Here is a 12,564-nt window from a genome sequence, read left to right as displayed (position 1 = left end):
CCCTACAGGAAAGTATTTAACGATAATTTTATAGTTTTAGACCTCTGCAAAATTATTTCAATGAATCGACTGCTGCTTATTGTCTTGTTCTTCAGTATTTCACAATTTGGAAATGCACAATTCTTAGAGGAAAAAGAAGATTTAAAATCCTATGAAGGCTTTTTTGATTTTTACTATAATGAAGAGGAAGACGAAATCTACCTGGAAGTCGATAAACTCGATACCGAATTTTTATATACACATTTCCTGGCCAGTGGCGTAGGTTCTAATGATGTGGGCCTTGACCGCGGACAATTGGGTGGCGGCGTGGTTGTTAAATTCATAAAAGCCGGGAAAAAATTATTGCTGATTCAACCCAACCAGAAATACAGGGCAGAAACTGAAAATTCTGCTGAAAGAAAAAGCGTGGAGCAGGCCTTTGCCCAATCGGTGCTCTTTGGCTTTGAGATCAAGGAGGAAAAAGACGGAGCACAAATAATAGATTTTACACCTTTCTTAATTGAGGATGCGCACGGAGTAGCCGAGAAATTAAAGAAAGGGGAGTATGGCACTTATAAATTAGACAAAAGCAAAAGCGCCCTTAGCCTGGAGCGCACCAAAGCTTTTCCTGAAAATGTAGAATTTGAGGCCCTACTCACTTTTGAGGGCGAAGCCAAAGGAAGAACCTTGCAAAGTGTAGTTCCCAATACCAAAAATATAAGTGTGGTGCAGCATCACTCATTTGTAAAACTTCCCGACGATGCCTATAAAAGAAGAATTTTTGATCCCCGAAGCGGTGCGATTCACATTTCTTACCTGGATTATGCCAGCCCGGTTTTTGAACCTATAGAGAAGCGTTTCGCCATTAGGCATCGGCTAGAAAAGAAGAATCCCGGGGCAGAAAAAAGCGAGGCAGTAGAACCCATTATTTATTATTTAGATCCCGGAACTCCCGAGCCGGTAAGATCAGCCTTACTTGATGGGGCGAAGTGGTGGAATGAAGCTTTTGAGGAAATTGGCTATAAGGATGCTTTCCAGGTAAAAATGCTGCCCGAAGATGCCGACCCGTTAGATGTGCGGTATAACGTAATTCAATGGGTACACCGGTCGACCCGCGGGTGGAGTTATGGAGCCAGCGTGGTAGATCCCCGAACAGGAGAAATTATTAAAGGTCACGTGAGCCTTGGAAGCTTACGTATTCGTCAGGATTTTATGATAGCCCAGGCCTTGATGAACAGGCCTTTTGCTGAAGATGATAAGAACCATGAAAAAATGATGGAGATGGCTTTGGCCAGGATTCGTCAACTTTCAGCACACGAAATTGGGCATACCATTGGTTTTGCTCATAATTTTGCGGCCAGCCCCTCGGGCAGGAGTTCGGTTATGGATTATCCGCACCCGCAATTCAGCATAAAAAATGGAGAAATAGATTTTAGTGATGCCTACGCTACCGGAATGGGCGAGTGGGATAAATTTACAGTGAAATATTCCTACGCCGATATTCCTGGAAATACTTCGGAAAGAGATTTTTTGAATTCTGTTTTGACTGAAGCTCACGAAAAAGGTTTGCAGTTTATCTCAGATACCGATGCCCGGGCGCAGGGCGGCGCTCACGTAAAAGCTCACTTATGGGATAATGGAGAAGATGCCTTGAAGGAATTGGAAGAGGTTTTAAAAATTAGAAATAAGGCCATTGAGAATTTTTCTGAAGAAAATATTCGCACAAACGAAGCCTACTCGGTTCTTGAAGATGTTTTTGTGCCGCTTTATTTTTTCCATAGGTATCAAACCGAAGCGGCTGTAAAACTGATAGGTGGGATGGATTATAATTACGCAGTAAAAGGCGGAAATGAAAAAATTTGGGAAAACCTCGATCCCAAAACTCAGAAACGTGCTTTAGACGGAATTCTAAAAACTCTGGATGCCGAAGTTCTGGCTATTCCAGAATCTAAATTGAAGCTTTTTCCGCCTCGGGCATTTGGCTTTAGCCGAAGCAGGGAATCTTTTAAAAGCAATACGGGTGTAGCTTTCGATGCTTTGGGAGCGCCTGCTACAGCTGCAAAGATGAGCCTTGAACTTCTATTGCATCCCGAACGGGCCGCCAGGCTCGTTCAGCAAAAGGCTACCGATAAGAAACAGCCGGGCCTGGATGATGTTCTTAAAGAGCTGATTTCAAATACTATAAGACTATCCCATCGCGATAATTATCTCAATGCAGTGCAGGAGGTGGTAAATTATGCAGTTTTTGAGCAGATGCTTTCACTGGCAGCCAATAAAAAAGCCACTCCACAGGTTCGAGCCCTTACAAATGCCGAAATTGATAATCTGGAAGGCTGGCTTTCGGGTCGCGCATCGGCTTTGCACAAACTAATGCTGCGCGAGATCAAACAATTCAGAGAAAATCCTGAAGATTTTAAAATTGAAAGCATAACACCTAAAATCCCCGACGGGAGTCCTATTGGGAGTTTTAGTGAAAGATTAGAATAAATAGATTTCCGCCGGAGTTTATCCCGATTTTGGGAGGGGCAGAAATGAAAGGATATTAGAATAATAAATAAGATTTCCGTCTTCACGGAAATGACAAAGTTTTTTTATGAAAGAAATAGATTTAAGAAGCGATACGGTTACCAAACCCACCAGCGGAATGTTGCAGGCAATTATGAGCGCTGAAGTAGGCGATGATGTGTATAAAGAAGACCCCACGGTTAACGCTCTGGAAGAAAAACTGGCCTCTATGTTTGGAATGGACGAAGCCCTGTTTTTTCCAACCGGAACTATGGCTAACCAGGCCGCTATAAAATTACATACCCGCCCGGCCGAGCAATTGATTTGTGATAAATGGGCCCATATTTATAATTATGAAGGTGGTGGTGTTTCCTTTAATAGCGGGGTTTCCTGTAAATTAATAGATGGCAGCCGCGGAATGATTACCGCCACCCAGGTGGAGGCCAATATCAATGCCCCCGATTTTTATCATAGTCCGTTAACTTCTTTGGTTAGCCTTGAAAATACCACGAATAAAGGTGGGGGAGCCTGTTATGATTTTGAGGAAATCAAGGCGATTAGAAAGGTTTGTGATGCACATGGCCTTGGGCTGCATTTGGATGGCGCAAGATTATTCAATGCACTGGTCGCAAAAAATGAAGATACTAAAGCCTACGGAAAGATATTCGATACGATTTCGGTGTGTTTATCTAAAGGTTTGGGTACCCCTATGGGTTCGGTTTTAATCGGTAAAAAAGAACTGATGAAAGGTGCAATGAGAGTTCGTAAAGTTCTTGGAGGCGGTATGCGCCAAATGGGCTTTATGGCTGCGGCAGGAATTTATGCGCTTGATAATCATATAGACAGATTATCTGAAGATCATAAAAGAGCCAGGGAGATCGCACAAAAACTTCAGCAGCAATCATATATTGGCGAAGTAGAAGAGGTGGAAACCAATATCATAATCTTCTACCTTAAAAATGCTGAAGATGAAAAAGCCCTGATGGACCAACTCCAGAAAGAAAATATAAGAATAAGCAATATGGGGGAAGGGAAATTACGAATAGTAACCCATCTGGACTATACAGAAGAAATGCATCAAAAATTCCTGGAATTTTTAGGCCAGATAAATCTTTAAAAAATAACCCCTGCCGTTAAGACAGGGGTTATTTTTTATTTAAACATATCCAATCCCGGGATATCGGGCATTCCGTCTTTGGCTACGGCGGCGAGCTCGGCTTCGTTCATTTCAGAAGCTCTGGCAATGGCTTTGTTAAGGGTAAGCACCAGGTAATCTTCTAATTGCTCTTTGTCTTCAAGCAAAGTATCATCTATATTGATATTTTTTATTTCCCGGGCGGCGGTGATTTCTACCCTTAGCAGGCCGTCTTGCGATTTCTCCTCAATACTTACAGTTTTTAAGCGCTCTTTTGTGGCTTCAACTTTCTCCTGGGTTTCCTTGATTTTATTCATCATACCCATCATATCTCCAAACATACTTTTCGGTTTTAAATTTCCAACAAACAAATTTACTAAATTACCGCTTCAATGAGATAGATATGAAATTACATTTATTATGTTTTTTGTTATTAAACTTTACCTTTGCGCTCGCTCAAAATAATTCTGAATTGAAAAAAGAAATCATACCTCCAATTGCCAAGAAAATCCCTAAGATCCTCGATTTTCACGGGGACCAGCGCCGGGATGATTATTACTGGATGAATAACCGGGAAAACCCCGAGGTTATCGAATATCTGGAAGCCGAAAATAAGTACAATGAGCAAATGACTGCTCATACAAAAGATTTTCAGCAGAAATTATTCGAAGAAATGAAATCCCGAATTAAGGAGGATGATGAATCGGTGCCGTACAAGTTGAATAATTACTGGTATATTACCCGTTTCGAAACCGGAAAGGATTACCCCATATATTCCCGCAAAAAAGAAAGTCTCGAAGCAGAGGAAGAGGTAATGTTTGATGTCAATCAAATGGCCGAAGGTTTTGAATATTATAGTTTAGGCGGGCTTAATGTGAGTCCCGACAATAAACTGGTTGCTTTTGGAGTAGACACCTTGAGTCGAAGAAAATATACGATTCAGATTAAAAACCTGGAAACCGGCGAAATTTATCAGGATAAAATTGAAAATACCACCGGCGGCTCTACCTGGGCAGCAGATAATAAAACGCTTTTTTACACTAAAAAGGATGAACAAACTTTAAGATCTTACCGGGTTTATAAACATATTCTGGGTACCAATCCCGAAGATGATCAATTGGTGTTTGAAGAAGAGGATGAAACTTTTAATACTTATGTATATAAGTCTAAATCGAGAGAATATATAATTATTGGTTCGCATAGTACTTTAACCACCGAATATCGCATCCTGAGAGCCGATGATCCCGAAGGGAAATTCAGGGTTTTCCAGCCGAGACTAAGGGGGCTTGAATATAGCATTTCGCATTTTGGAGATCATTTTTACGTATTGACAAATCTGGATGGGGCTACCAATTTTAAATTGATGAAAACCCCGGTTGATCAAACCGAAAAGGAGCATTGGGTAGATCTTATCCCTCACCGCGATGACTATATGCTTGAAGACATCGATATTTTCAAGGATTACCTGGTAGTAAGCGAACGGCATAACGGCTTAAACCTGCTTAGAATAATTCGTTGGGAAGATGATTCAGAATATTATTTGCCTTTCGATAATGAGACCTACACGGCTTATTCTTCCATAAACCCTGCTTTCGATACCAAAATTCTGCGCTATACCTATAACAGTCTAACCACGCCTACCCAGGTGGTAGATTTTAATATGGAAACCAAAGAGAAAACGGTATTAAAAGAGCAGGAAGTTCTTGGAGGAAACTTTGATAAAAACAACTATGAATCCCGCAGAATCTGGGCAGTCGCCGAAGATGGTACTCAAATCCCGGTGACTATGGTATATAGAAAAGGTCTTGAATTAAACGGGCAGAATCCCGTTTTGCAATATGCCTATGGCTCTTACGGCTCTACCATAGACCCTTATTTTTCTTCAGTAAGATTAAGCTTGCTCGATCGCGGGTTTATTTACGCCATAGCCCATATTCGTGGAGGAGAATACCTGGGAAGAAGCTGGTATGAGGATGGGAAACTTTTCAAAAAGAAGAACACCTTTACCGATTTTATCGACGTAAGCAAACACCTAATTTCTGAAAATTACACCTCTCCACAGCATTTGTATGCGATGGGAGGTTCGGCCGGGGGGCTTTTGATGGGTGCCGTGGTAAATATGGCCCCCGAGCTTTATAACGGGGTAATTGCCGCTGTGCCTTTTGTAGATGTGGTAACCACTATGTTAGATGATAGTATACCACTTACCACCGGGGAGTACGATGAATGGGGGAATCCTAATGATAAGGATTATTATGAATATATGAAATCCTATTCTCCCTATGATAATGTAAAGGCTCAAACTTATCCGAATATGCTGGTGACTACGGGCTTACACGATTCGCAGGTGCAGTACTGGGAACCCGCAAAATGGGTGGCACGTCTTAGAGAGTTAAAAACCGATAATAATATTTTGCTTTTCCACACCAATATGGATGCCGGTCACGGAGGGGCTTCAGGAAGGTTTGAAGCCTTAAAAGAAGTTGCCGAAGAATATGCCTTTTTACTGGATTTGGAGGGAATCACCCATTAATTCAAAAATTTGCCTTAAATTTGACCGGTTTTGCAATCATGATTTTTTCAAAAAGTGAAGCCTGAAAAAATCAAGAACCTAATTTTGTAAAGAACTTCATTTATGAAAGAAGAATTGCAGGTGTATGATAACGTGTTACAATTAATTGGGAATACGCCCCTCATACAGCTTAACAAAATAACCCAGGGTTTTAAAGGAAACTACTTTGCAAAGGTAGAAGCTTTTAATCCCGGGCACTCCACTAAGGACAGAATCGCACTCTACATCATTGAAGAAGCCGAAAGGAAAGGAATTCTTAAACCCGGCGATACTATTATAGAAACTACTTCTGGTAATACCGGGTTTAGTATAGCTATGGTGAGTATTATTAAGGGTTATGAATGCATCCTGGCGGTGAGTTCAAAATCTTCAAACGATAAAATCGATATGCTGAAGACAATGGGAGCCAAGGTTTATGTGTGCCCCGCACATGTAGCTGCCGATGATCCCAGGTCTTATTATCAGGTTGCAAAAAGATTGCACCAGGAAATTAAAGGCTCGGTCTACATCAACCAGTATTTTAATGAGCTGAATATGGATGCTCATTTTAATTCTACCGGTCCTGAAATCTGGAAACAAACCGAAGGTAAAATCACCCACCTGGTAGCCTGTAGTGGTACCGGAGGTACGATTTCGGGAACAGCAAGATTTTTAAAACAACAAAACCCCGATATTCGGGTGATTGGAATCGATGCCTATGGCTCGGTGCTTAAAAAATATCACGAAACCCGTGAATTCGATGAAGCTGAAATTTATCCGTACCGTATTGAAGGATTGGGTAAAAACCTTATTCCATCGGCTACCGATTTCGATATGATCGATAAATTCGTAAAGGTAAGCGATGAAGAAAGCGCGCATACCGCACGAGAACTGGCAAAATCCGAAGGTTTATTTGTGGGTTACACCAGCGGTGCGGCTACCCAGGGACTTAAACAACTGGCCGAAGAAGGAGAATTTAAGCAGGATAGCCACGTAGTGGTGATCTTTCCCGATCACGGTTCCCGATATATGAGTAAGGTATACAGCGACAAATGGATGACCGATCAGGGCTTTTTTGACACTAAAAATGAACTGGAGTCACAGGGAATAGAAATAATTCGATAAATGCTTCAGAAGAAATAATATAACAGGCATCCTTCTTTTGCAGGATGCCTTTCTTTTTTATAGATTTCAGGCTGGGAAAATAAGCTTGTACAATTGAGCCATTTTTAAGTATTTTTGCGGCTCGTAAAAAAATATCAATGAGAGATTTATTTGACAAGATATACAAGGATAAAGGACCTTTAGGAAAGTGGGCAGAGCAGGCAGAAGGATATTTCGTATTTCCTAAACTCGAGGGGCCAATTTCCAACCGTATGAAATTTCGCGGAAAAGATGTGATTACCTGGAGTATAAACGATTACCTGGGGCTGGCGAACCATCCAGAGGTAAGAAAAGTTGATGCTGAAGCAGGTGCTAAATACGGTTCGGCTTATCCTATGGGAGCCCGAATGATGAGTGGTCATACCGATATGCACGAGAAACTTCAGGATGAACTGGCCTCATTTGTGAAAAAAGAAGCTGCTTATCTTTTAAATTTCGGGTACCAGGGAATGGTTTCAACCATTGATGCACTGGTTTCAAAAGCCGATGTGATTGTATATGATGTCGATGCTCACGCCTGTATAATCGATGGAGTTAGACTTCACCTGGGGCAACGCTTTACCTATAAGCATAACGATATGGAAAGTATCGAGAAGAACCTGCAGAGAGCAACCAAAATCGCCGAGCAAACCGGAGGTGGAATTTTGCTTATTTCTGAAGGTGTTTTCGGAATGCGTGGTGAGCAGGGAAAACTTAAAGAAATCGTTGAGCTTAAGAAAAAATATAATTTCCGCCTGTTTGTAGATGATGCTCACGGCTTTGGAACTCTTGGAAAAACAGGAGCAGGAGCTGGTGAGGAGCAGGGAGTGCAGGATGAAATAGATGTATACTTCGCGACTTTCGCCAAGGCTATGGCAAGTACCGGAGCTTTCATCGCTGCCGATAAAGAAATTATCGATTATCTGAAATATAATTTGCGTTCGCAAATGTTTGCCAAATCGCTACAAATGCAACTGGTAGAAGGAGCATTAAAGCGTTTGGATATGTTGCGTACTATGCCTGAGCTTAAAAACAAGCTCTGGGAAAATGTAAATGCACTGCAAAACGGATTAAAAGATCGCGGATTTGATATTGGAACCACTCAAAGCTGTGTAACCCCGGTTTACTTAAAAGGAAGTATTCCTGAAGCGATGGCTCTGGTAAAAGACCTTAGAGAAAACCACGGAATTTTCTGTTCAATTGTGGTGTATCCTGTAATTCCTAAAGGCTTAATCTTATTGAGGTTAATCCCAACAGCTACTCACACGCTTGAAGACGTCCAGGAAACCCTGGAGGCTTTCTCTGCGATTCGTGAGCGTTTGGAGAATGGTACTTATAAACGCCTTTCAGCTGCGGTTACCGCTGCGATGAAAGAATAATTATTTCAATACAAATTAAAAAGGGTCGAAATTTTCGACCCTTTTTTTATACTGTTCTTTAAAAATCATTCTGATAATTTCGCTGCCTGTTAGACCTTTCCTGCCTTTCAATTCCGTCCAGGGATTCGCCTGAAATATCATCATCTTTATGAAAATCCAGCCTGTAGGAAACTCCCGCAGCTACCTGCCATCGGGAAGGAGTGTCTTTGAAGTTCACCAGGCCAGAGACATCCACCTGAAAGTTTTTGCCGAATAGATAGGCTGCACCTCCCCTTAAAATATCGTCGGCATAAAAGTCACTAATAGTCCCCTGGTATTCTCCGAAAATGGCAAATTTCGGGTTAAAGGCGTGGGTTAGGGTTACGATGGCTGCATAGGTATCATATTCTTCGGTAAATTTATCGGCTATGAAATTGGCGATTAAAACCCAGCGACCCCAGTTGTTTTGAGTGATTATAGCTGCTTTTGGGGAAATAACCGACTCGCTCTCTGGCACCAACGGATTTTCCCAAAAATTCAGATTGGCACCACCATAAATGGCAACAGCCGGGATTAATTTTTTCCATTTAAACTTTTGGTTCGCTTTCCAGCTGTATAAATTCACTTCGTCTTCGGGCAGGCTCTTCGCCGGATCGAAAAGCAGAAATTTGGCGCCAAAGGTAGATTGAGGGAAATTTCGGGTGTTGTATTCAGTATCAGTGTTTCCTACCAAATACCGTGTAGTTTGATCCTGGAAACTTCCGAAGAAATTCAACTCCAGAATTTCGGTTAAAAAACCAACCCTAAGGCCGTATTGCGTGCCCAGGATATCGGTTTCGTTTTCAAATAAACGATGCTCGTCTTTTCCCATATAAGCTCCCGCTTCGAGTTGGTAAACTCCGGGGCCAACAGCAAAAGCCCCCTGGGATTCACCCGGGCGGTTGGAGTTGATGGTTTCGGTATATTGACTATGTGCCGGCAAGATGGCGGCTATAACAAGAAGGCTGAATAATAGTGATATTTTTTGGATCATTAGATTCTGGGTTATACTCAAAGATATAAGATTTATTAATTTTTTAGGAGCCGCCCGGGGCGTTTCTGCCGGCTTATTTTTATTTTTGCAAAAAGCAATTCAATGTTGACAGCATCTTTTTCCGGAGTACTGAAAACGATTCTTATTATCCTGTTAGTATACTTCGGTTTCAAAATACTTATTCGCTGGTTTGGCCCATTAATTCTGAAATGGTTCTTGAAAAAGGCCGGGAAACAATTTCAAAGCCAGTTTGACCAGTTTCAGCAACAAAGTCGTGGCCGAAGCTCTCAACCCGAAGGAAAGGTGAGCATCGATAAAAAACCGAAGAACAACCGAAGAGGGAACAAAAAGGTAGGTGAATATATCGATTACGAAGAAATTGATTAATTTCGGCTGTAATAAAATTCCTATTTAATGGCTAATTTCAGGCAGTTCATCCCGCATCTTCTTGTATTGTTGGGATTTGTGATCATTTCCTTAATTTATTTTCATCCGGTGCTTCAGGGAAAAACAATTTTCCAAAGCGATATTGCACAGTATACCGGGATGGCCAAGGAGCAAAATGATTACCGGGCCCAAACCGGGCAGGAATCCTACTGGACCGATGCTGCTTTTGGAGGTATGCCTACCTATCAGCTAGGAGCTTATTATCCGCATAATTATATCAAAAAACTCGATTCGGCTTTACGGTTTTTACCACGTCCTGCCGATTATTTATTTCTCTATTTCATAGGTTTTTACATCCTGATGCTTAGTCTGCGATTAGACTATCGCCTGGCCTTTTTAGGAGCTTTAGCTTTTGGGTTTTCAACTTATCTTATCATTATTCTCGGGGTGGGGCATAATGCCAAGGCCCACGCCATCGCCTATATGCCTATGGTGCTGGCCGGTATTATTCTATGCTTTCGACAAAAATTCCTTTTTGGATTCCTTCTCCTGGCGGTAGCGATGGCCCTTGAAATTGGTGCCAATCACTTTCAAATGACCTATTATTTGTTGTTACTGGTGGTGGTCCTGGGAATTGCGTATTTGATCGATGCTTTTAGGAAAAATAAAATTCCGCAGTATTTCAAGGCTCTGGGAGTAATGGTTTTGGCTGTGGTGTTGGCCGTAGGTGCCAACGCAACCAATCTATTGGCCACCCAGGAATATGCTGAATTTAGCACCCGTGGGAAATCTGAACTAAATATTAACCCAGATGGTTCGCCTAAAACCGGCTCGGGGCTGGATTATGCCTATATCACAGAATACAGCTACGGAATTAAAGAAACATTTAATCTCTTTATCCCGAGGTTTATGGGTGGCTCTAATGCCGAAAATCTCGGTACAGACGCCCATATTTACGATACGATAATACAACTGGGAGCTTCCCCTCAACAGGCCGCCGAATTTTCAAAAAATGCACCTACATACTGGGGAGATCAGCCCATAGTTGCCGCACCGGCGTATATTGGAGCCAGCATTATCTTTTTCTTTGTCTTTGCTCTTTTTCTGGTGCGCGGCCGTTTGAAATGGTGGGTTGTAGGAGGAAGTTTACTTGCCCTTACTCTATCCTGGGGTAAAAACTTCGATTTTCTTACACGGTTCTTTGTAGACTTTGTGCCTTTGTACGATAAATTCAGAGCGGTCTCTTCAATCCAGGTTATTTTGGAGTTGGTGGTACCACTTATGGCTCTGGTTGGGATTGCAAAGCTGTTTTCGGCGAAGTTTTCTTCAGAAGAAAAGATTAAGGCTTTAAAATCTTCAGGAATTATCACGGGAGGGCTGGCCCTGGCATTTTTACTGTTTAAGTCGGTATTATTTGATTTTAGCGGTGCAGGCGATGCCGGGTTGAGAGAGCAACTTGGAATGGATTTTATGCGGGCTTTAAAAGAAGACCGCAAAGCTATCTTTACTGCCGATGCTATAAGAAGCTTCGTACTGGTAGCTCTTTGCTTTGGTCTTGGGTGGTTCTATTTAAAAGGCAAACTCAAACAAAACGCTTTTTTGGTGATTTTTGGGATCTTGCTCCTGTTCGATTTAGTAGGAGTAGCCAAACGCTATGTTAATGCCGACGATTTTGTGCAGGCAAGACAAATGGAAGAACCTTTCAGAATTCGGGAAGCCGACAGGCAGATTCTTCAGGATGAAAGTCGCTATAGGGTTTTTGATGTTTCGGTAAGTCCTTTCAATACGGGGCAAACCTCTTACTGGCATCACTCCATTGGAGGTTATCACGCCGCAAAACCGGGCAGAATGCAGGATTTATATGATTTCTATATCTCCAACAACGATATGGAGATCCTCAATATGCTCAATGCGAAATATTTTATAATTCCTACTGAAGAAGGAACTGTAGCCCAGCAAAATCCTGAGGCTTTTGGCAATGCCTGGGCGGTATCGAATATCGAATGGGTGAGCAGCGCCGATGAGGAAATTCTGAAGCTTGAAGAAGTAGATCTAAAGACCACGGCGGTAATAAATGAAAGCTTTAAGGCAGAGGTAAATCAGGAGTTTGCGGCTAAGGGCACAGCCCAGGTGGAGTTGATTTCCCAGCAACCCAATGAATTAATCTATGAAATTTCTGCGGAAGAGGATGACCTTGTTGTATTTTCAGAAATGTACTATCAGCCGGGCTGGCAGGCTTATTTAAACGGGCAGGAAGTGCCGCATTTCAGGGCTAATTATTTGCTTAGGGCGATGAATATTCCGGCAGGAGAACATCAACTCGAATTTCGATTTGAGCCGCAGGTTATCAAAACCGGAAGCAGTATTGCATTGGGCAGCACCATTCTTCTGGCCTTGATTTTAATCGGTGGACTGGTATATAAGCTTAAGGAAGAAAAGCGAAAGGAAGTTAAAGAGACTTCTAAATAGGTTT

The 12,564-nt window shown here is 42.0% G+C and carries 9 protein-coding genes; 7 read left to right on the top strand and 2 right to left on the bottom strand.

Annotated elements, in window-relative coordinates; genetic code table 11:
• Positions 1–60: 60 nt before the first annotated feature.
• Both ACW6QP_RS05090 and ACW6QP_RS05085 read left to right on the top strand, forming a co-directional pair.
• Positions 61–2,466: a zinc-dependent metalloprotease gene (locus ACW6QP_RS05090; RefSeq protein WP_457909771.1), complete on the top strand. Its 2,406-nt coding sequence runs from the start codon at positions 61–63 to the stop codon at positions 2,464–2,466.
• A gap of 106 nt (positions 2,467–2,572) precedes the next feature.
• The gene (locus ACW6QP_RS05085; RefSeq protein WP_457909770.1) at positions 2,573–3,601 is read left to right on the top strand and encodes a threonine aldolase family protein; all 1,029 of its coding nucleotides are present in this window, start codon (positions 2,573–2,575) and stop codon (positions 3,599–3,601) included.
• A gap of 35 nt (positions 3,602–3,636) precedes the next feature.
• Here the strand turns inward: ACW6QP_RS05085 and ACW6QP_RS05080 are convergent, their stop codons facing one another.
• On the bottom strand, positions 3,637–3,960 hold the full coding sequence (locus tag ACW6QP_RS05080; RefSeq protein WP_457909769.1) for a YbaB/EbfC family nucleoid-associated protein: 324 nt from the start codon (positions 3,958–3,960) through the stop codon (positions 3,637–3,639).
• Positions 3,961–4,022: 62 nt separating this feature from the next.
• On the opposite strand from ACW6QP_RS05080, the gene ACW6QP_RS05075 reads away from it, so the two are divergent.
• The 3 genes from ACW6QP_RS05075 to ACW6QP_RS05065 all read left to right on the top strand — a co-directional run bounded on the left by ACW6QP_RS05075 (position 4,023) and on the right by ACW6QP_RS05065 (position 8,692).
• Positions 4,023–6,152, top strand: a complete 2,130-nt coding sequence (locus ACW6QP_RS05075) for a S9 family peptidase (protein WP_457909768.1) — start codon at positions 4,023–4,025, stop codon at positions 6,150–6,152.
• 102 nt (positions 6,153–6,254) lie between these two features.
• The gene (locus tag ACW6QP_RS05070) at positions 6,255–7,295 is read left to right on the top strand and encodes a PLP-dependent cysteine synthase family protein (RefSeq protein ID WP_457909767.1); all 1,041 of its coding nucleotides are present in this window, start codon (positions 6,255–6,257) and stop codon (positions 7,293–7,295) included.
• Between the two features lie 137 nt (positions 7,296–7,432).
• On the top strand, positions 7,433–8,692 hold the full coding sequence (locus ACW6QP_RS05065; RefSeq protein WP_457909766.1) for an aminotransferase class I/II-fold pyridoxal phosphate-dependent enzyme: 1,260 nt from the start codon (positions 7,433–7,435) through the stop codon (positions 8,690–8,692).
• 58 nt (positions 8,693–8,750) lie between these two features.
• Here ACW6QP_RS05065 and ACW6QP_RS05060 read toward each other — a convergent pair whose 3' ends face one another.
• Positions 8,751–9,704 carry a transporter gene (locus tag ACW6QP_RS05060; RefSeq protein ID WP_457909765.1) on the bottom strand — a complete coding sequence of 318 codons (954 nt, stop codon included), beginning with the start codon at positions 9,702–9,704 and terminating at the stop codon, positions 8,751–8,753.
• A gap of 102 nt (positions 9,705–9,806) precedes the next feature.
• Here ACW6QP_RS05060 and ACW6QP_RS05055 point away from each other — a divergent pair, with 102 nt between their 5' ends.
• Both ACW6QP_RS05055 and ACW6QP_RS05050 read left to right on the top strand, forming a co-directional pair.
• Entirely contained in the window at positions 9,807–10,091 is a 285-nt protein-coding gene (locus ACW6QP_RS05055) for a DUF4834 family protein (RefSeq protein ID WP_457909764.1), read from the top strand.
• A gap of 27 nt (positions 10,092–10,118) precedes the next feature.
• Positions 10,119–12,560, top strand: coding sequence for a YfhO family protein (locus ACW6QP_RS05050; RefSeq protein ID WP_457909763.1), 2,442 nt, complete (start codon positions 10,119–10,121; stop codon positions 12,558–12,560).
• Positions 12,561–12,564 lie beyond the last annotated feature (4 nt).

It is taken from the genome of Salegentibacter haimaensis, assembly GCF_054121495.1.
This window is presented reverse-complemented; position numbering and strand designations above follow the sequence as displayed.